Raw genomic sequence first — 23820 nt, forward strand, 5'->3', positions numbered from 1 at the left:
GATATTTCCAATACAAACGCCCATAAAAAAACCGGCCACTGGGGCCGGTTCGGTATTTTAAAGTCTTCTAGGGACCATCAGCCCCCTGAATTAATGGAGGCCAAGGTCTCCTGCTCGCGGTAGTCGACAGTAACATCCTGGCTCTCTTCCAGCCTGGCATCGAATTCCGGATCTTCCTCATCGGTTCCGGAAAGTCCTGCTGCAGGTAACAACTCACCGGATCTCAAACGCATTTCCGGGGAATTCACCGCATCCACTCCACTACTGTAAGGTTTCACCGCACTGAAAATCGCTGGGTCAACCTGGGTGAAGTCCTCAACACCATTTTGGATTGCGGAACGCAATCCCTGGGATGCCTGGGCACCAGCGATAGACTGTAGTTCGTCACCCTTACTAGTGAAGTTCGGTACCTGCCCAATAAATTCCGGCTCGTAGTAGGAGACAGAAACAATGGCCACATTGGTAAGCGCATCCATACGCAACGGCACCAACTCGCTACCGATAATACTCCAGAGCTGAGTATCGGTACCCAGAGTGATATTGCCCGCTGTGATATGGGTATCGCCGTAGGTTTCAGCGGTGAGCATACCAAAGCCCTCACTCGCCAACTGAACGTTACCGCGACCCGCATTGATTTCATCAATCAGTAGGTTGTCTTTCGCCAGCACCGTAATATCAACATCCGGCCCGGATGTAGAGATAGCGAGGACATCCACATCGGACTCAATGTTGACATCGCCGCTGACCACCAAATCTGCACGCTTAGCTTTGAGGCTACCGCCAATAGTACCCGTGGCACTGCTAAGTACATTAATATCCCCTGATCCGTCGTAACCGAGACGCATACCACTGCCTACAAATCGCAAACCTACGCCGCTTTTGTTGAAGCTGCCGGAATTAACACCGCCATTTTCAAAATCAAAAGCAAAGTCTGTTTCTAAAGTGAGATTACTGGAAGTGTTATCAAGGAACTCAAAGTCAGAGAAGCTAAAGTTGCCTACTTTGTTGCCAGAGGATTTCACCTGCCAGGTATCACCAGCAAGGTTGTACTGGAAGGAATCACTTCCGCTGCCACCAGAGAGTGCTACTGTGTCAGAGCTATTCTCATTGACTTCCACGTAGTCATCCCCCTCTCCCAGGGAAATACTATCGATGGTGGTTGCAGAGAGTATGACCGTGTCATTACCTGCACCGGTATCTATTGAAGCAAGCTCACCGCCATTTAAATTAAAAGTATCCTGGCCACTACCCGCATTTATCGCTTCAATACCGCTAAACACAAGCTTTTTGTTATTGCCGCTTACGGTACTCTGCGCATCGTTGATATCCCAAACCGCATCAATATTGGCCCCCTGGATAGTATCGTTTGCACTACCCGCACTCAGGCTCTCCAGATCCGCAAAAGTGACCCCAGCAACTTCCATGCTGTTGAGGCTATCGAAGACATAGTTACTGCCGATGTCCTGGCCAATATATGTACCCACTCCCTGGACCATCTCAAGATTATCAAACAGAACAGTAAGGCCATTCACCCTGGCTTGAGCCGCTCCGTTTTCTAGGGAGCTGCCATTACTGGAAGATGTCCAGCTAGCGCCACTGCCGGCTGCATTAACTGTGTCCTCACCCTCACCAGTATCCACACTTTCAAGCCCGGTAAAAAGAATGCCCGCAGATGTGATATCCCCATTCGAGGCAAGTGTGAATGTATCATCGCCCGAGGTCCCCACGAGCTTATCAGCCCCACCCTCACTGTTCACTTTAGTGATGCCTGTAAATGCAATACCAGCTGTATCAATACCGGACTGGGTCAAGGTTAAGACATCACTGGCCTCGGTACCGTAAAGCTGGGCATTTTTCGTTTCTACTGCATCTATACCGCTGAACTCAACCCCATTGGCTTCGAGGGCATTCGCCGTGCCGGTTAGCTGCCAGCTGCCCGCATCACTCTCAATCTTATCTTCACCGCCGCTACCCGCAGCAACGCTGGCTACAGAGGAGAACTCTATTCCTCGGGCTTTTAGCGACGTGCCGATTTCGGCTAACTCAAAGGTATCGACCTGATCATTGGTTGCAGCATCCAATGCCACATCATCGGCAGTAACCTTCTCCACGCCCTCAAAATCTACCCCGGCAACAGCGAGACTACCGCTACCAGATCCCAGCACCCAGGCTTCCCCATCTATTCCACTAGTGGCCGTAATAGTGTCTGAGCCACCGCCAGCATTTACAGTGTTCACTTCAGTGAAGGTCATATCGTCAACTTGGACCGAAGTAGCGCCATTACTCGCGGCCAAGATGAATGTATCTACAAAATCCCCACCTTCCAAATTGCCAGAACCACCTCTGAACAACTCCCCACCAGTTATCACTGTATTGCCATGCTGCACTCTATTTGCAGTATCAGTAAGCACCCAGCCGTGGTTAGCACCGCCGCTGACACGGTCGGCGCTGCCGCTGGCGGCGATGCTGCTGAGGTTGGCAAAGACCATGCCGTCGACAGTGACCGTATCGGCGTCGGCATTGAAGGCGTAGTTGTCGCTCTCGCTGCTGCTCAGGCTGCCGTTGCCACCGCTCAGGGATTCGGCGCCGGTAATGGTGATGCCGTTATGCATCACTTGGTCCTCGACGTCGGTCAGGCTCCAGCCGTGGTTGGCACCGCCGCTGACACGGTCGACGCTGCCGCTGGCGGCGATGCTGCTGAGGTTGGCAAAGACCATGCCGTCGACGGTGACCGTATCGGCGTCGGCATTGAAGGCGTAGTTGTCGCTCTCGCTGCTGCTCAGGCTGCCGTTGCCACCGCTCAGGGATTCGGCGCCGGTAATGGTGATGCCGTTATGCATCACTTGGTCCTCGACGTCGGTCAGGCTCCAGCCGTGGTTGGCACCGCCGCTGACACGGTCGGCGCTGCCGCTGGCGGCGATGCTGCTGAGGTTGGCAAAGACCATGCCGTCGACGGTGACCGTATCGGCGTCGGCATTGAAGGCGTAGTTGTCGCTCTCGCTGCTGCTCAGGCTGCCGTTGCCACCACTCAGGGATTCGGCGCCGGTAATGGTGATGCCGTTATGCATCACTTGGTCCTCGACGCCGGTCAGGCTCCAGCCGTGGTTGGCACCGCCGCTGACACGGTCGGCGCTGCCGCTGGCGGCGATGCTGCTGAGGTTGGCAAAGACCATGCCGTCGACAGTGACCGTATCGGCGTCGGCATTGAAGGCGTAGTTGTCGCTCTCGCTGCTGCTCAGGCTGCCGTTGCCACCGCTCAGGGATTCGGCGCCGGTAATGGTGATGCCGTTATGCATCACTTGGTCCTCGACGTCGGTCAGGCTCCAGCCGTGGTTGGCACCGCCGCTGACACGGTCGGCGCTGCCGCTGGCGGCGATGCTGCTGAGGTTGGCAAAGACCATGCCGTCGACGGTGACCGTATCGGCGTCGGCATTGAAGGCGTAGTTGTCGCTCTCGCTGCTGCTCAGGCTGCCGTTGCCACCGCTCAGGGATTCGGCGCCGGTAATGGTGATGCCGTTATGCATCACTTGGTCCTCGACGTCGGTCAGGCTCCAGCCGTGGTTGGCACCGCCGCTGACACGGTCGGCGCTGCCGCTGGCGGCGATGCTGCTGAGGTTGGCAAAGACCATGCCGTCGACGGTGACCGTATCGGCGTCGGCATTGAAGGCGTAGTTGTCGCTCTCGCTGCTGCTTAGGCTGCCGTTGCCACCACTCAGGGATTCGGCGCCGGTAATGGTGATGCCGTTATGCAACACTTGGTCCTCGACGCCGGTCAGGCTCCAGCCGTGGTTGGCACCGCCGCTGACACGGTCGGCGCTGCCGCTGGCGGCGATGCTGCTGAGGTTGGCAAAGACCATGCCGTCGACGGTGACCGTATCGGCGTCGGCATTGAAGGCGTAGTTGTCGCTCTCGCTGCTGCTTAGGCTGCCGTTGCCACCACTCAGGGATTCGGCGCCGGTAATGGTGATGCCGTTATGCATCACTTGGTCCTCGACGTCGGTCAGGCTCCAGCCGTGGTTGGCACCGCCGCTGACACGGTCGGCGCTGCTGCTGGCGGCGATGCTGCTGAGGTTGGCAAAGACCATGCCGTCGACGGTGACCGTATCGGCGTCGGCATTGAAGGCGTAGTTGTCGCTCTCGCTGCTGCTCAGGCTGCCGTTGCCACCACTCAGGGATTCGGCGCCGGTAATGGTGATGCCGTTATGCATCACTTGGTCCTCGACGCCGGTCAGGCTCCAGCCGTGGTTGGCACCGCCGCTGACACGGTCGGCGCTGCCGCTGGCGGCGATGCTGCTGAGGTTGGCAAAGACCATGCCGTCGACAGTGACCGTATCGGCGTCGGCATTGAAGGCGTAGTTGTCGCTCTCGCTGCTGCTTAGGCTGCCGTTGCCACCACTCAGGGATTCGGCGCCGGTAATGGTGATGCCGTTATGCAACACTTGGTCCTCGACGCCGGTCAGGCTCCAGCCGTGGTTGGCACCGCCGCTGACACGGTCGGCGCTGCCGCTGGCGGCGATGCTGCTGAGGTTGGCAAAGACCATGCCGTCGACGGTGACCGTATCGGCGTCGGCATTGAAGGCGTAGTTGTCGCTCTCGCTGCTGCTTAGGCTGCCGTTGCCACCACTCAGGGATTCGGCGCCGGTAATGGTGATGCCGTTATGCATCACTTGGTCCTCGACGTCGGTCAGGCTCCAGCCGTGGTTGGCACCGCCGCTGACACGGTCGGCGCTGCCGCTGGCGGCGATGCTGCTGAGGTTGGCAAAGACCATGCCGTCGACGGTGACCGTATCGGCGTCGGCATTGAAGGCGTAGTTGTCGCTCTCGCTGCTGCTCAGGCTACCGTTGCCACCACTCAGGGATTCGGCGCCGGTAATGGTGATGCCGTTATGCATCACTTGGTCCTCGACGCCGGTCAGGCTCCAGCCGTGGTTGGCACCGCCGCTGACACGGTCGGCGCTGCCGCTGGCGGCGATGCTGCTGAGGTTGGCAAAGACCATGCCGTCGACAGTGACCGTATCGGCGTCGGCATTGAAGGCGTAGTTGTCGCTCTCGCTGCTGCTCAGGCTGCCGTTGCCACCGCTCAGGGATTCGGCGCCGGTAATGGTGATGCCGTTATGCAACACTTGGTCCTCGACGCCGGTCAGGCTCCAGCCCTGGTTGGCACCGCCGCTGACACGGTCGGCGCTGCCGCTGGCGGCGATGCTGCTGAGGTTGGCAAAGACCATGCCGTCGACGGTGACCGTATCGGCGTCGGCATTGAAGGCGTAGTTGTCGCTCTCGCTGCTGCTTAGACTGCCGTTGCCACCGCTCAGGGATTCGGCGCCGGTAATGGTGATGCCGTTATGCATCACTTGGTCCTCGACGTCGGTCAGGCTCCAGCCGTGGTTGGCACCGCCGCTGACACGGTCGGCGCTGCCGCTGGCGGCGATGCTGCTGAGGTTGGCAAAGACCATGCCGTCGACGGTGACCGTATCGGCGTCGGCATTGAAGGCGTAGTTGTCGCTCTCGCTGCTGCTTAGGCTGCCGTTGCCACCGCTCAGGGATTCGGCGCCGGTAATGGTGATGCCGTTATGCATCACTTGGTCCTCGACGTCGGTCAGGCTCCAGCCGTGGTTGGCACCGCCGCTGACACGGTCGGCGCTGCCGCTGGCGGCGATGCTGCTGAGGTTGGCAAAGACCATGCCGTCGACGGTGACCGTATCGGCGTCGGCATTGAAGGCGTAGTTGTCGCTCTCGCTGCTGCTCAGGCTGCCGTTGCCACCGCTCAGGGATTCGGCGCCGGTAATGGTGATGCCGTTATGCATCACTTGGTCCTCGACGTCGGTCAGGCTCCAGCCGTGGTTGGCACCGCCGCTGACACGGTCGGCGCTGCCGCTGGCGGCGATGCTGCTGAGGTTGGCAAAGACCATGCCGTCGACAGTGACCGTATCGGCGTCGGCATTGAAGGCGTAGTTGTCGCTCTCGCTGCTGCTCAGGCTGCCGTTGCCACCGCTCAGGGATTCGGCGCCGGTAATGGTGATGCCGTTATGCATCACTTGGTCCTCGACGTCGGTCAGGCTCCAGCCGTGGTTGGCACCGCCGCTGACACGGTCGGCGCTGCCACTGGCGGCGATGCTGCTGAGGTTGGCAAAGACCATGCCGTCGACGGTGACCGTATCGGCGTCGGCATTGAAGGCGTAGTTGTCGCTCTCGCTGCTGCTCAGGCTGCCGTTGCCACCGCTCAGGGATTCGGCGCCGGTAATGGTGATGCCGTTATGCATCACTTGGTCCTCGACGTCGGTCAGGCTCCAGCCGTGGTTGGCACCGCCGCTGACACGGTCGGCGCTGCCGCTGGCGGCGATGCTGCTGAGGTTGGCAAAGACCATGCCGTCGACAGTGACCGTATCGGCGTCGGCATTGAAGGCGTAGTTGTCGCTCTCGCTGCTGCTCAGGCTGCCGTTGCCACCGCTCAGGGATTCGGCGCCGGTAATGGTGATGCCGTTATGCATCACTTGGTCCTCGACGTCGGTCAGGCTCCAGCCGTGGTTGGCACCGCCGCTGACACGGTCGACGCTGCCGCTGGCGGCGATGCTGCTGAGGTTGGCAAAGACCATGCCGTCGACGGTGACCGTATCGGCGTCGGCATTGAAGGCGTAGTTGTCGCTCTCGCTGCTGCTCAGGCTGCCGTTGCCACCGCTCAGGGATTCGGCGCCGGTAATGGTGATGCCGTTATGCATCACTTGGTCCTCGACGTCGGTCAGGCTCCAGCCGTGGTTGGCACCGCCGCTGACACGGTCGGCGCTGCCGCTGGCGGCGATGCTGCTGAGGTTGGCAAAGACCATGCCGTCGACGGTGACCGTATCGGCGTCGGCATTGAAGGCGTAGTTGTCGCTCTCGCTGCTGCTCAGGCTGCCGTTGCCACCACTCAGGGATTCGGCGCCGGTAATGGTGATGCCGTTATGCATCACTTGGTCCTCGACGCCGGTCAGGCTCCAGCCGTGGTTGGCACCGCCGCTGACACGGTCGGCGCTGCCGCTGGCGGCGATGCTGCTGAGGTTGGCAAAGACCATGCCGTCGACAGTGACCGTATCGGCGTCGGCATTGAAGGCGTAGTTGTCGCTCTCGCTGCTGCTCAGGCTGCCGTTGCCACCGCTCAGGGATTCGGCGCCGGTAATGGTGATGCCGTTATGCATCACTTGGTCCTCGACGTCGGTCAGGCTCCAGCCGTGGTTGGCACCGCCGCTGACACGGTCGGCGCTGCCGCTGGCGGCGATGCTGCTGAGGTTGGCAAAGACCATGCCGTCGACGGTGACCGTATCGGCGTCGGCATTGAAGGCGTAGTTGTCGCTCTCGCTGCTGCTTAGGCTGCCGTTGCCACCACTCAGGGATTCGGCGCCGGTAATGGTGATGCCGTTATGCAACACTTGGTCCTCGACGCCGGTCAGGCTCCAGCCGTGGTTGGCACCGCCGCTGACACGGTCGGCGCTGCCGCTGGCGGCGATGCTGCTGAGGTTGGCAAAGACCATGCCGTCGACGGTGACCGTATCGGCGTCGGCATTGAAGGCGTAGTTGTCGCTCTCGCTGCTGCTTAGGCTGCCGTTGCCACCACTCAGGGATTCGGCGCCGGTAATGGTGATGCCGTTATGCATCACTTGGTCCTCGACGTCGGTCAGGCTCCAGCCGTGGTTGGCACCGCCGCTGACACGGTCGGCGCTGCCGCTGGCGGCGATGCTGCTGAGGTTGGCAAAGACCATGCCGTCGACAGTGACCGTATCGGCGTCGGCATTGAAGGCGTAGTTGTCGCTCTCGCTGCTGCTTAGGCTGCCGTTGCCACCACTCAGGGATTCGGCGCCGGTAATGGTGATGCCGTTATGCAACACTTGGTCCTCGACGCCGGTCAGGCTCCAGCCGTGGTTGGCACCGCCGCTGACACGGTCGGCGCTGCCGCTGGCGGCGATGCTGCTGAGGTTGGCAAAGACCATGCCGTCGACGGTGACCGTATCGGCGTCGGCATTGAAGGCGTAGTTGTCGCTCTCGCTGCTGCTTAGGCTGCCGTTGCCACCACTCAGGGATTCGGCGCCGGTAATGGTGATGCCGTTATGCATCACTTGGTCCTCGACGTCGGTCAGGCTCCAGCCGTGGTTGGCACCGCCGCTGACACGGTCGGCGCTGCCGCTGGCGGCGATGCTGCTGAGGTTGGCAAAGACCATGCCGTCGACGGTGACCGTATCGGCGTCGGCATTGAAGGCGTAGTTGTCGCTCTCGCTGCTGCTCAGGCTACCGTTGCCACCACTCAGGGATTCGGCGCCGGTAATGGTGATGCCGTTATGCATCACTTGGTCCTCGACGCCGGTCAGGCTCCAGCCGTGGTTGGCACCGCCGCTGACACGGTCGGCGCTGCCGCTGGCGGCGATGCTGCTGAGGTTGGCAAAGACCATGCCGTCGACAGTGACCGTATCGGCGTCGGCATTGAAGGCGTAGTTGTCGCTCTCGCTGCTGCTCAGGCTGCCGTTGCCACCGCTCAGGGATTCGGCGCCGGTAATGGTGATGCCGTTATGCAACACTTGGTCCTCGACGCCGGTCAGGCTCCAGCCCTGGTTGGCACCGCCGCTGACACGGTCGGCGCTGCCGCTGGCGGCGATGCTGCTGAGGTTGGCAAAGACCATGCCGTCGACGGTGACCGTATCGGCGTCGGCATTGAAGGCGTAGTTGTCGCTCTCGCTGCTGCTCAGGCTGCCGTTGCCACCGCTCAGGGATTCCACATTCTTGATAGTCAGGCCAGCGTGTACAACTTGGTTATCTGACTGTGTTAATTGCCAATTACTTGCAACACCACTAGTGACTGTATCATCAGCTACTTCACTTGCTGTCAAGTGAGATAGATTATGGAATGACATCTGTCTCACCGAGACAACAGTCTGACCGGACTCTGTGCCAATGGTATAGGCAGCGCCTGCAGACTCACCAATTAAGCCCCCGCCATTTTTCGCAATGAGGTTTGTTACGTCATAGAAACTAACACCATAATTCTTGGCCGATTTATCGCCAAGGACATACCAGTTCTCCCCCGAGTACCCCGTTACAGTGGTCGCAAATCCGTTGGTATCAACATGCTCAACCCCAGTGAACTTGTATTCATTACCACTGCCATGATCGCTATCCTGATCAGATATTACATAACCATCATAGATATAAAAATTGCCAGATTGATCACTGCTAATGGTGACTTTTTTAGAGGCAACATCACCTAAATTAATAAAAGTAATACCATTGATTTTGTCTCCATCAAGAACAGCATCATCAACCGTCAGGGTATCTTCACCCGCAAGACCATCAACACTGGACAGCCCAGAAAAATCGATTCCTGATGCCGTCAGGATGGGGTTATCTGAGTCACTATTTAGGGAAAAAAGATCGATATTATTGGTACCAAATAGCTTATCGACTTCGACCTCTTTTATTTTTTTGAAGACAAGTACATCGTTGAATAAGCTAACCTCGCCAGAATTTTCTGTCAGCGCTAAACCTGCCGTATAAGCTTTCGCATCTACAGAATTATCCCCAGTTCCTGCATCGACACTGGATAGATTTCTAAACTCCAAACCACTTATTAAAACATTTCCAGAGCTATCGACAGTAAACTCATCATCATTTGAACCCAAGCTAAGAAGTTCAGCAAAACTTCCTGAGAAGGACTCTACATTGGAGAATTGAATCCCGTCATGACTCACTAAGCCAGCGTTAATCTCGTACCCAATACCATTCCTACTTTCTACCGAATCAACTCCATCTCCAGCATCCAGACTTTTTATTCCAGAGATCGTCATTCCATAGATCGAGACAGCCCCACCGGTAGCTCCTACCCCAGGATCTTCCATTGTGAAATGATCAGCAGAGTTAGTACCAAACAGGCTCTCCGTCTCAACCTGCTCGAACCCTGAAAAATCGATAGCTGAAGCTGTGAATTCTTGAGATCTTCCAGCAAGGTATATATCTATCCCAAGAGCTATAACCTTATCACTCTCACCTTTGTCGCCAGTCGCGGCATCCGCTGCTACGACATCAACATTGGTGAAGGTAATACCTTCTACTGCTACCTGATTCGCAGCGGAGCCTACCGTAAATTCATCGGCCGCATCGGTGCCGGTCAAGGTAATGGCACTGTCGGAGTTCACCGTATTAAAACCGGAGAACAGCATCTTGCTGCTATCAAAGTCACCAGCGGTACTGGAGTTGTTCAGGCTGACATCGGCGGCAACTTTTAAGGTATTGCTGCCCCCACCGTTTACTTCTTCCAGACTGGTGAAATTAATACTGGCGATATCGAGGGCATTATCTCCAGCCACAATCGCAACATCACCGCTGGCGGAGACGTCCAAAATTTGGGTTTGCGCTTGGCCAATGCCGCTAAAGACAAAATTGGTGTCCGGCGTTGTCAACAGCTTCACTTCTTTGACGTTGCCAGTCAGCGCGAGGCCGGCGCTATACAAGGTTGCGTCGACAATATCGTCCAGGCCGGTGAGACCATCTGCATGCGCGCTGACACCACTGAGTGCGGCGAAGTTAACCCCGTTTACTTTGACACTACCATCACTCTGGACAGAGTAGGTTTCCTGTTGGGTGGTACCCACCAGTTGGCTACTACCTGTCGCAGTGACGTTTTCCAGGTTGACGAAGTCGATCGCGCTGTGACTAAAGCCACCGCTGTTATCGCTCAGGGTAAAGTCGGTGTCGGCCAGGCCGGTTAATGTGTCACTGTCATCGCCACCATCGACCTTGTTGACGCCATAAAAGTCGATATTTTGGCTCTGTACAACAACATCATCATTGAGTTTCACCACGGTGAAACTATCCGCTTCACTGGTGCCGGTAATCTCGCCGGTGTCGGTAACCTTTTCGATACCTTCAACGATAATCGTGCTGGTCGTGCCGTTAGTGACGGCAGCGCTAAACGATTGGCTGCCCAACAGGCTGATGCCGGATACACCGCTGGCCTCTACGGTATCGCTGCCGCCGGCGGCAACGATTTTCTCCATCGTGGCAAAGGTCATCCTGTCGACAGTGACATCGCCATTGCTGGCGAGGGTATAGCTATCCCCACTATCGCCATTAACAGCATCTACATGTCCGTTAAGCGTCTTCTTACCGCCACTGAGACTTTCTATTCCGGTAATAGTGATGCCGCTATGGGTTACCTGGTTATCGGTTGCAGTCAGGCTCCAGTCGCTGCTGCTCAAATTGCTGACCAGGCTATCTGCCGGGTCGGTATCTGATCCGTTGTCGGTAATACGGTCGATACCGGTAAAGGTCATTTCATTGACCGCTACCTCAATACCGCTGTTATCCTCCAGGGTAAATTCTTCTTTGCGACCGGCAACACCCACTAAGTTGGCATTTTGTGCGGCGAGAATGTCGGCGTTGGAGAAGGTAATACCGCTGCTAATTACCTGTTTATTTGTCGCGGTCAACTGCCAGTCGGCACCATCCACTCCGGTCACGCTACCGCCACCGGCGCCAAGGTCTAATTCACTAATCCCGATGAAGCCCATGGCATTAGCGGTAATCTCATTCGCAGCGAGAATAGTGATGCTGTCGCTTTTTGTCGCGGAGCCAAATAAGCGTTTATCAGTGACATTCCCGGTTTCAATTTCTTTGAAGAGCATGCCGTTGGTGGACAACTCTTTATCATTGCCGGTCAGATACACATCAATAGCCGTTGCGTTAACGATATCACTCTCACCTTTGTCACCAGTCGCGGCATCCGCTGCTACGACATCAACATTGGTGAAGGTAATACCTTCTACTGCTACCTGATTCGCAGCGGAGCCTACCGTAAATTCATCGGCCGCATCGGTGCCGGTCAAGGTAATGGCACTGTCGGAGTTCACCGTATTAAAACCGGAGAACAGCATCTTGCTGCTATCAAAGTCACCAGCGGTACTGGAGTTGTTCAGGCTGACATCGGCGGCAACTTTTAAGGTATTGCTGCCCCCACCGTTTACTTCTTCCAGACTGGTGAAATTAATACTGGCGATATCGAGGGCATTATCTCCAGCCACAATCGCAACATCACCGCTGGCGGAGACGTCCAAAATTTGGGTTTGCGCTTGGCCAATGCCGCTAAAGACAAAATTGGTGTCCGGCGTTGTCAACAGCTTCACTTCTTTGACGTTGCCAGTCAGCGCGAGGCCGGCGCTATACAAGGTTGCGTCGACAATATCGTCCAGGCCGGTGAGACCATCTGCATGCGCGCTGACACCACTGAGTGCGGCGAAGTTAACCCCGTTTACTTTGACACTACCATCACTCTGGACAGAGTAGGTTTCCTGTTGGGTGGTACCCACCAGTTGGCTACTACCTGTCGCAGTGACGTTTTCCAGGTTGACGAAGTCGATCGCGCTGTGACTAAAGCCACCGCTGTTATCGCTCAGGGTAAAGTCGGTGTCGGCCAGGCCGGTTAATGTGTCACTGTCATCGCCACCATCGACCTTGTTGACGCCATAAAAGTCGATATTTTGGCTCTGTACAACAACATCATCATTGAGTTTCACCACGGTGAAACTATCCGCTTCACTGGTGCCGGTAATCTCGCCGGTGTCGGTAACCTTTTCGATACCTTCAACGATAATCGTGCTGGTCGTGCCGTTAGTGACGGCAGCGCTAAACGATTGGCTGCCCAACAGGCTGATGCCGGATACACCGCTGGCCTCTACGGTATCGCTGCCGCCGGCGGCAACGATTTTCTCCATCGTGGCAAAGGTCATCCTGTCGACAGTGACATCGCCATTGCTGGCGAGGGTATAGCTATCCCCACTATCGCCATTAACAGCATCTACATGTCCGTTAAGCGTCTTCTTACCGCCACTGAGACTTTCTATTCCGGTAATAGTGATGCCGCTATGGGTTACCTGGTTATCGGTTGCAGTCAGGCTCCAGTCGCTGCTGCTCAAATTGCTGACCAGGCTATCTGCCGGGTCGGTATCTGATCCGTTGTCGGTAATACGGTCGATACCGGTAAAGGTCATTTCATTGACCGCTACCTCAATACCGCTGTTATCCTCCAGGGTAAATTCTTCTTTGCGACCGGCAACACCCACTAAGTTGGCATTTTGTGCGGCGAGAATGTCGGCGTTGGAGAAGGTAATACCGCTGCTAATTACCTGTTTATTTGTCGCGGTCAACTGCCAGTCGGCACCATCCACTCCGGTCACGCTACCGCCACCGGCGCCAAGGTCTAATTCACTAATCCCGATGAAGCCCATGGCATTAGCGGTAATCTCATTCGCAGCGAGAATAGTGATGCTGTCGCTTTTTGTCGCGGAGCCAAATAAGCGTTTATCAGTGACATTCCCGGTTTCAATTTCTTTGAAGAGCATGCCGTTGGTGGACAACTCTTTATCATTGCCGGTCAGATACACATCAATAGCCGTTGCGTTAACGATATCACTCTCACCTTTGTCACCAGTCGCGGCATCCGCTGCTACGACATCAACATTGGTGAAGGTAATACCTTCTACTGCTACCTGATTCGCAGCGGAGCCTACCGTAAATTCATCGGCCGCATCGGTGCCGGTCAAGGTAATGGCACTGTCGGAGTTCACCGTATTAAAACCGGAGAACAGCATCTTGCTGCTATCAAAGTCACCAGCGGTACTGGAGTTGTTCAGGCTGACATCGGCGGCAACTTTTAAGGTATTGCTGCCCCCACCGTTTACTTCTTCCAGACTGGTGAAATTAATACTGGCGATATCGAGGGCATTATCTCCAGCCACAATCGCAACATCACCGCTGGCGGAGACGTCCAAAATTTGGGTTTGCGCTTGGCCAATGCCGCTAAAGACAAAATTGGTGTCCGGCGTTGTCAACAGCTTCACTTCTTTGACGTTGCCAGTCAGCGCGAGGCCGGCGCTATACAGGGTTGCGTCGACAATATCGTCCAGGCCGGTGAGACCATCTGCATGCGCGCTGACACCACTGAGTGCGGCGAAGTTAACCCCGTTTACTTTGACACTACCATCACTCTGGACAGAGTAGGTTTCCTGTTGGGTGGTACCCACCAGTTGGCTACTACCTGTCGCAGTGACGTTTTCCAGGTTGACGAAGTCGATCGCGCTGTGACTAAAGCCACCGCTGTTATCGCTCAGGGTAAAGTCGGTGTCGGCCAGGCCGGTTAATGTGTCACTGTCATCGCCACCATCGACCTTGCTGACGCCATAAAAGTCGATATTTTGGCTCTGTACAACAACATCATCATTGAGTTTCACCACGGTGAAACTATCCGCTTCACTGGTGCCGGTAATCTCGCCGGTGTCGGTAACCTTTTCGATACCTTCAACGATAATCGTGCTGGTCGTGCCGTTAGTGACGGCAGCGCTAAACGATTGGCTGCCCAACAGGCTGATGCCGGATACACCGCTGGCCTCTACGGTATCGCTGCCGCCGGCGGCAACGATTTTCTCCATCGTGGCAAAGGTCATCCTGTCGACAGTGACATCGCCATTGCTGGCGAGGGTATAGCTATCCCCACTATCGCCATTAACAGCATCTACATGTCCGTTAAGCGTCTTCTTACCGCCACTGAGACTTTCTATTCCGGTAATAGTGATGCCGCTATGGGTTACCTGGTTATCGGTTGCAGTCAGGCTCCAGTCGCTGCTGCTCAAATTGCTGACCAGGCTATCTGCCGGGTCGGTATCTGATCCGTTGTCGGTAATACGGTCGATACCGGTAAAGGTCATTTCATTGACCGCTACCTCAATACCGCTGTTATCCTCCAGGGTAAATTCTTCTTTGCGACCGGCAACACCCACTAAGTTGGCATTTTGTGCGGCGAGAATGTCGGCGTTGGAGAAGGTAATACCGCTGCTAATTACCTGTTTATTTGTCGCGGTCAACTGCCAGTCGGCACCATCCACTCCGGTCACGCTACCGCCACCGGCGCCAAGGTCTAATTCACTAATCCCGATGAAGCCCATGGCATTAGCGGTAATCTCATTCGCAGCGAGAATAGTGATGCTGTCGCTTTTTGTCGCGGAGCCAAATAAGCGTTTATCAGTGACATTCCCGGTTTCAATTTCTTTGAAGAGCATGCCGTTGGTGGACAACTCTTTATCATTGCCGGTCAGATACACATCAATAGCCGTTGCGTTAACGATATCACTCTCACCTTTGTCACCAGTCGCGGCATCCGCTGCTACGACATCAACATTGGTGAAGGTAATACCTTCTACTGCTACCTGATTCGCAGCGGAGCCTACCGTAAATTCATCGGCCGCATCGGTGCCGGTCAAGGTAATGGCACTGTCGGAGTTCACCGTATTAAAACCGGAGAACAGCATCTTGCTGCTATCAAAGTCACCAGCGGTACTGGAGTTGTTCAGGCTGACATCGGCGGCAACTTTTAAGGTATTGCTGCCCCCACCGTTTACTTCTTCCAGACTGGTGAAATTAATACTGGCGATATCGAGGGCATTATCTCCAGCCACAATCGCAACATCACCGCTGGCGGAGACGTCCAAAATTTGGGTTTGCGCTTGGCCAATGCCGCTAAAGACAAAATTGGTGTCCGGCGTTGTCAACAGCTTCACTTCTTTGACGTTGCCAGTCAGCGCGAGGCCGGCGCTATACAGGGTTGCGTCGACAATATCGTCCAGGCCGGTGAGACCATCTGCATGCGCGCTGACACCACTGAGTGCGGCGAAGTTAACCCCGTTTACTTTGACACTACCATCACTCTGGACAGAGTAGGTTTCCTGTTGGGTGGTACCCACCAGTTGGCTACTACCTGTCGCAGTGACGTTTTCCAGGTTGACGAAGTCGATCGCGCTGTGACTAAAGCCACCGCTGTTATCGCTCAGGGTAAAGTCGGTGTCGGCCAGGCCGGTTAATGTGTCACTGTCATCGCCACCATCGACCTTGCTGACGCCATAAAAGTCGATATTTTGGCTCTGTACAACAACATCATCATTGAGTTTCACCACGGTGAAACTATCCGCTTCACTGGTGCCGGTAATCTCGCCGGTGTCGGTAACCTTTTCGATACCTTCAACGATAATCGTGCTGGTCGTGCCGTTAGTGACGGCAGCGCTAAACGATTGGCTGCCCAACAGGCTGATGCCGGATACACCGCTGGCCTCTACGGTATCGCTGCCGCCGGCGGCAACGATTTTCTCCATCGTGGCAAAGGTCATCCTGTCGACAGTGACATCGCCATTGCTGGCGAGGGTATAGCTATCCCCACTATCGCCATTAACAGCATCTACATGTCCGTTAAGCGTCTTCTTACCGCCACTGAGACTTTCTATTCCGGTAATAGTGATGCCGCTATGGGTTACCTGGTTATCGGTTGCAGTCAGGCTCCAGTCGCTGCTGCTCAAATTGCTGACCAGGCTATCTGCCGGGTCGGTATCTGATCCGTTGTCGGTAATACGGTCGATACCGGTAAAGGTCATTTCATTGACCGCTACCTCAATACCGCTGTTATCCTCCAGGGTAAATTCTTCTTTGCGACCGGCAACACCCACTAAGTTGGCATTTTGTGCGGCGAGAATGTCGGCGTTGGAGAAGGTAATACCGCTGCTAATTACCTGTTTATTTGTCGCGGTCAACTGCCAGTCGGCACCATCCACTCCGGTCACGCTACCGCCACCGGCGCCAAGGTCTAATTCACTAATCCCGATGAAGCCCATGGCATTAGCGGTAATCTCATTCGCAGCGAGAATAGTGATGCTGTCGCTTTTTGTCGCGGAGCCAAATAAGCGTTTATCAGTGACATTCCCGGTTTCAATTTCTTTGAAGAGCATGCCGTTGGTGGACAACTCTTTATCATTGCCGGTCAGATACACATCAATAGCCGTTGCGTTAACGATATCACTCTCACCTTTGTCACCAGTCGCGGCATCCGCTGCTACGACATCAACATTGGTGAAGGTAATACCTTCTACTGCTACCTGATTCGCAGCGGAGCCTACCGTAAATTCATCGGCCGCATCGGTGCCGGTCAAGGTAATGGCACTGTCGGAGTTCACCGTATTAAAACCGGAGAACAGCATCTTGCTGCTATCAAAGTCACCAGCGGTACTGGAGTTGTTCAGGCTGACATCGGCGGCAACTTTTAAGGTATTGCTGCCCCCACCGTTTACTTCTTCCAGACTGGTGAAATTAATACTGGCGATATCGAGGGCATTATCTCCAGCCACAATCGCAACATCACCGCTGGCGGAGACGTCCAAAATTTGGGTTTGCGCTTGGCCAATGCCGCTAAAGACAAAATTGGTGTCCGGCGTTGTCAACAGCTTCACTTCTTTGACGTTGCCAGTCAGCGCGAGGCCGGCGCTATACAAGGTTGCGTCGACAATATCGTCCAGGCCGGTGAGACCATCTGCATGCGCGCTGACACCACTGAGTGCGGCGAAGTTAACCCCGTTTACTTTGACACTACCATCACTCTGGACAGAGTAGGTTTCCTGTTGGGTGGTACCCACCAGTTGGCTACTACCTGTACCTGTCGCAGTGACGTTTTCCAGGTTGACGAAGTCGATCGCGCTGTGACTAAAGCCACCGCTGTTATCGCTCAGGGTAAAGTCGGTGTCGGCCAGGCCGGTTAATGTGTCACTGTCATCGCCACCATCGACCTTGTTGACGCCATAAAAGTCGATATTTTGGCTCTGTACAACAACATCATCATTGAGTTTCACCACGGTGAAACTATCCGCTTCACTGGTGCCGGTAATCTCGCCGGTGTCGGTAACCTTTTCGATACCTTCAACGATAATCGTGCTGGTCGTGCCGTTAGTGACGGCAGCGCTAAACGATTGGCTGCCCAACAGGCTGATGCCGGATACACCGCTGGCCTCTACGGTATCGCTGCCGCCGGCGGCAACGATTTTCTCCATCGTGGCAAAGGTCATCCTGTCGACAGTGACATCGCCATTGCTGGCGAGGGTATAGCTATCCCCACTATCGCCATTAACAGCATCTACATGTCCGTTAAGCGTCTTCTTACCGCCACTGAGACTTTCTATTCCGGTAATAGTGATGCCGCTATGGGTTACCTGGTTATCGGTTGCAGTCAGGCTCCAGTCGCTGCTGCTCAAATTGCTGACCAGGCTATCTGCCGGGTCGGTATCTGATCCGTTGTCGGTAATACGGTCGATACCGGTAAAGGTCATTTCATTGACCGCTACCTCAATACCGCTGTTATCCTCCAGGGTAAATTCTTCTTTGCGACCGGCAACACCCACTAAGTTGGCATTTTGTGCGGCGAGAATGTCGGCGTTGGAGAAGGTAATACCGCTGCTAATTACCTGTTTATTTGTCGCGGTCAACTGCCAGTCGGCACCATCCACTCCGGTCACGCTACCGCCACCGGCGCCAAGGTCTAATTCACTAATCCCGATGAAGCCCATGGCATTAGCGGTAATCTCATTCGCAGCGAGAATAGTGATGCTGTCGCTTTTTGTCGCGGAGCCAAATAAGCGTTTATCAGTGACATTCCCGGTTTCAATTTCTTTGAAGAGCATGCCGTTGGTGGACAACTCTTTATCATTGCCGGTCAGATACACATCAATAGCCGTTGCGTTAACGATATCACTCTCACCTTTGTCACCAGTCGCGGCATCCGCTGCTACGACATCAACATTGGTGAAGGTAATACCTTCTACTGCTACCTGATTCGCAGCGGAGCCTACCGTAAATTCATCGGCCGCATCGGTGCCGGTCAAGGTAATGGCACTGTCGGAGTTCACCGTATTAAAACCGGAGAACAGCATCTTGCTGCTATCAAAGTCACCAGCGGTACTGGAGTTGTTCAGGCTGACATCGGCGGCAACTTTTAAGGTATTGCTGCCCCCACCGTTTACTTCTTCCAGACTGGTGAAATTAATACTGGCGATATCGAGGGCATTATCTCCAGCCACAATCGCAACATCACCGCTGGCGGAGACGTCCAAAATTTGGGTTTGCGCTTGGCCAATGCCGCTAAAGACAAAATTGGTGTCCGGCGTTGTCAACAGCTTCACTTCTTTGACGTTGCCAGTCAGCGCGAGGCCGGCGCTATACAGGGTTGCGTCGACAATATCGTCCAGGCCGGTGAGACCATCTGCATGCGCGCTGACACCACTGAGTGCGGCGAAGTTAACCCCGTTTACTTTGACACTACCATCACTCTGGACAGAGTAGGTTTCCTGTTGGGTGGTACCCACCAGTTGGCTACTACCTGTCGCAGTGACGTTTTCCAGGTTGACGAAGTCGATCGCGCTGTGACTAAAGCCACCGCTGTTATCGCTCAGGGTAAAGTCGGTGTCGGCCAGGCCGGTTAATGTGTCACTGTCATCGCCACCATCGACCTTGCTGACGCCATAAAAGTCGATATTTTGGCTCTGTACAACAACATCATCATTGAGTTTCACCACGGTGAAACTATCCGCTTCACTGGTGCCGGTAATCTCGCCGGTGTCGGTAACCTTTTCGATACCTTCAACGATAATCGTGCTGGTCGTGCCGTTAGTGACGGCAGCGCTAAACGATTGGCTGCCCAACAGGCTGATGCCGGATACACCGCTGGCCTCTACGGTATCGCTGCCGCCGGCGGCAACGATTTTCTCCATCGTGGCAAAGGTCATCCTGTCGACAGTGACATCGCCATTGCTGGCGAGGGTATAGCTATCCCCACTATCGCCATTAACAGCATCTACATGTCCGTTAAGCGTCTTCTTACCGCCACTGAGACTTTCTATTCCGGTAATAGTGATGCCGCTATGGGTTACCTGGTTATCGGTTGCAGTCAGGCTCCAGTCGCTGCTGCTCAAATTGCTGACCAGGCTATCTGCCGGGTCGGTATCTGATCCGTTGTCGGTAATACGGTCGATACCGGTAAAGGTCATTTCATTGACCGCTACCTCAATACCGCTGTTATCCTCCAGGGTAAATTCTTCTTTGCGACCGGCAACACCCACTAAGTTGGCATTTTGTGCGGCGAGAATGTCGGCGTTGGAGAAGGTAATACCGCTGCTAATTACCTGTTTATTTGTCGCGGTCAACTGCCAGTCGGCACCATCCACTCCGGTCACGCTACCGCCACCGGCGCCAAGGTCTAATTCACTAATCCCGATGAAGCCCATGGCATTAGCGGTAATCTCATTCGCAGCGAGAATAGTGATGCTGTCGCTTTTTGTCGCGGAGCCAAATAAGCGTTTATCAGTGACATTCCCGGTTTCAATTTCTTTGAAGAGCATGCCGTTGGTGGACAACTCTTTATCATTGCCGGTCAGATACACATCAATAGCCGTTGCGTTAACGATATCACTCTCACCTTTGTCACCAGTCGCGGCATCCGCTGCTACGACATCAACATTGGTGAAGGTAATACCTTCTACTGCTACCTGATTCGCAGCGGAGCCTACCGTAAATTCATCGGCCGCATCGGTGCCGGTCAAGGTAATGGCACTGTCGGAGTTCACCGTATTAAAACCGGAGAACAGCATCTTGCTGCTATCAAAGTCACCAGCGGTACTGGAGTTGTTCAGGCTGACATCGGCGGCAACTTTTAAGGTATTGCTGCCCCCACCGTTTACTTCTTCCAGACTGGTGAAATTAATACTGGCGATATCGAGGGCATTATCTCCAGCCACAATCGCAACATCACCGCTGGCGGAGACGTCCAAAATTTGGGTTTGCGCTTGGCCAATGCCGCTAAAGACAAAATTGGTGTCCGGCGTTGTCAACAGCTTCACTTCTTTGACGTTGCCAGTCAGCGCGAGGCCGGCGCTATACAAGGTTGCGTCGACAATATCGTCCAGGCCGGTGAGACCATCTGCATGCGCGCTGACACCACTGAGTGCGGCGAAGTTAACCCCGTTTACTTTGACACTACCATCACTCTGGACAGAGTAGGTTTCCTGTTGGGTGGTACCCACCAGTTGGCTACTACCTGTCGCAGTGACGTTTTCCAGGTTGACGAAGTCGATCGCGCTGTGACTAAAGCCACCGCTGTTATCGCTCAGGGTAAAGTCGGTGTCGGCCAGGCCGGTTAATGTGTCACTGTCATCGCCACCATCGACCTTGTTGACGCCATAAAAGTCGATATTTTGGCTCTGTACAACAACATCATCATTGAGTTTCACCACGGTGAAACTATCCGCTTCACTGGTGCCGGTAATCTCGCCGGTGTCGGTAACCTTTTCGATACCTTCAACGATAATCGTGCTGGTCGTGCCGTTAGTGACGGCAGCGCTAAACGATTGGCTGCCCAACAGGCTGATGCCGGATACACCGCTGGCCTCTACGGTATCGCTGCCGCCGGCGGCAACGATTTTCTCCATCGTGGCAAAGGTCATCCTGTCGACAGTGACATCGCCATTGCTGGCGAGGGTATAGCTATCCCCACTATCGCCATTAACAGCATCTACATGTCCGTTAAGCGTCTTCTTACCGCCACTGAGACTTTCTATTCCGGTAATAGTGATGCCGCTATGGGTTACCTGGTTATCGGTTGCAGTCAGGCTCCAGTCGCTGCTGCTCAAATTGCTGACCAGGCTATCTGCCGGGTCGGTATCTGATCCGTTGTCGGTAATACGGTCGATACCGGTAAAAGTGATACCATCAACTACAACATCCGCATCAGCTTCGATAGTAAAACTTTCTGCTATATTCGCCTGTCCAGTAAGGCTACTATTACTACCGGCATCTACAACCTCAACCTCATTAAACGTAAAACTTAGGTTATCCCCTAGACCATCAGTTCCCAGTGAAAAAGATTTGCTGCCTTTTAGTGCAATGTCATAACTCGCAGCCGAAAAAGTAAACTTATCTGTCCCGGTAGAGCCTAAAACTGAGAAAATAACATCGTCAGAGGGAGCTGTGCCTGTATATTGTATATCACCTAATTTATTATCCGAACCATTATTCGCCTGACCAACTTGTAAGCTAAAGCTTTCTGAATTTATTACTCCAGGTGATTCTTCAATACCGCTAAAAGCTATGAAGCCATCATTAACAAATGATTTATCTGTTGAAATAAATATTTTCTGAGCAGAAATAGAGCCTAAGAAACCACTATCTTCATCAATTAGGTTTTTAAAATCCCCCTTTACCCTCGCATCAAATGTGGCCACATTGATATTGCCGTAGTTTGCAAAATCACCATAGCCATCGGAATTAATGCTAGAGATAATATTCAAAGTTCCGTATGCCGATGATATATTAACTCCACTCTGAACTTTTATCTCTCCAAGAGAATTAAGTGTCAGTGTATGTATTGGACCATCACTTACATCTGCCCATGTTATATCTTCTTCAACACGGATGCCTTTCGTAATATTGTCAGAGGCATCAACCTTTAACTCAAAATTATTTGTTAGTAGTGCAGTTTGAATTGTTGCAGCAGAGATACAGTTGCCCTGATTACAGCCAGTGTTCGAGCTACTTATCTTCATCCAATTAGGATCAAGCAACCACAGACCGGTATTTCCATTTTCATGGCTTAGGGTAGACACAAATAAACTATTTTCTCCAAGATTTAGAAAAGTCTTACCCGAGGTCTCTACGAAGCCCCCATCACCACCTTGCTCACCAGATTCGGCTAGAATGGTCCCGGCGAAATTCGTAGTATGATCAGCCCAAACAATAACCTCACCACCATCGCTTTCTCCTAAACCACTCGCATCAATAAGAGCATCTTCAGTGACTGTGGTTTTTTTAGCATTACGAATCTGGTCATTCTTTCCTTGATAATCACCACCGATTAATACTTCACCGCCATCAGCCGTACCACGTGCATCTATGGTGCCGCTGACCAGTACTTCATCGCCGAGAACCATGGCCTGACCGCCCCGGCCGGCGCTACCACGAACATCAATTTCACCTCTGTGTTCTGCAGTATCACCCTCGAGCACCACCTTACCGCCCGTGGAACCAGCGGCTTGTAACTCGCCACTATTGATGACACTGGAACCCGAACCAAATAAACGAATTTTGCCTCCGCTGGTGTCGATTCCCTGGGCCTTAATCGTGCCTTCGTTATTTACTGCAGCAGTAAATAAGTCGCCGGATACGCTCGCTTCCAGGAGAACCTGGGCACCATTGATATTACCTTCATTTAAAACGGCGCTATCAACACCGAGGTCGTTTTCCATCACCTCTTTAGTGACTTGTACACCGATCATGCCGTCGGCATCGAAGGTAAGGATCGCTTCATCTGCAGCGGCCAAACTGACTAGCTCTGCGCTAATCAGGCCTGAAGAGGCGTTGGTGACCTGTTTACCTACCAATACAGCACTGGCTGCATTGATAACACCTTTATTGACCACAAAGCCTGCGGAGCCATCTTCCCCCTTAAAAGTGAAGTCGCCATTCATAAAATCCTCGGGGCTCATATCGAGTCCAGAAGCGGTTATAGCGCCGACATTGATAGTGGCACTTTCGGTAAAAAGTACCCCGCGTGGGTTTACTAGAATAACGTGGCCATTGGCTTCAATAGCGCCATGAATCGTACTCGCACTTTGATCCAAAATTCGGTTGAGTACGACTGAGGAGGTATTTGGCTGGAGAAACTTTACAAGTTCTTCAGCACTCAGACTAAAAGAATCCCAATCTATAGAAAGCAGATCGGTATTTTGATCGATTGTTGTGGTCGTGCCATTCACATCGATTGTGCCACTACCGCCGGTTACCACACCGCCTTCCGGGCCAGCATTTGCCAGAGGGCTTAGTAAGCCTGCAAACATGCCAGCATACGCTAAGCGGGATACCTTGATTGCAGAAGTCAGTTTTTTCAGTTCAAGAGTATTTTTTTGGGCTTTCATACCGGTACCTTGCATAGAGCGGTCAGGTCAGCTTCAGCTA

At 54.0% G+C, this 23820-nt stretch carries 1 protein-coding gene; it reads right to left on the minus strand.

The genetic code is table 11. The features are described from left to right. Positions 1-77: 77 nt before the first annotated feature. The gene (locus tag ACJJIV_RS09515; RefSeq protein ID WP_444891533.1) at positions 78-23780 is read right to left on the minus strand and encodes a filamentous hemagglutinin N-terminal domain-containing protein; all 23703 of its coding nucleotides are present in this window, start codon (positions 23778-23780) and stop codon (positions 78-80) included. Between the last annotated feature and the right edge of the window lie 40 nt (positions 23781-23820).

It is taken from the genome of Microbulbifer mixtoriginis (SeqCode), assembly GCF_052466765.1.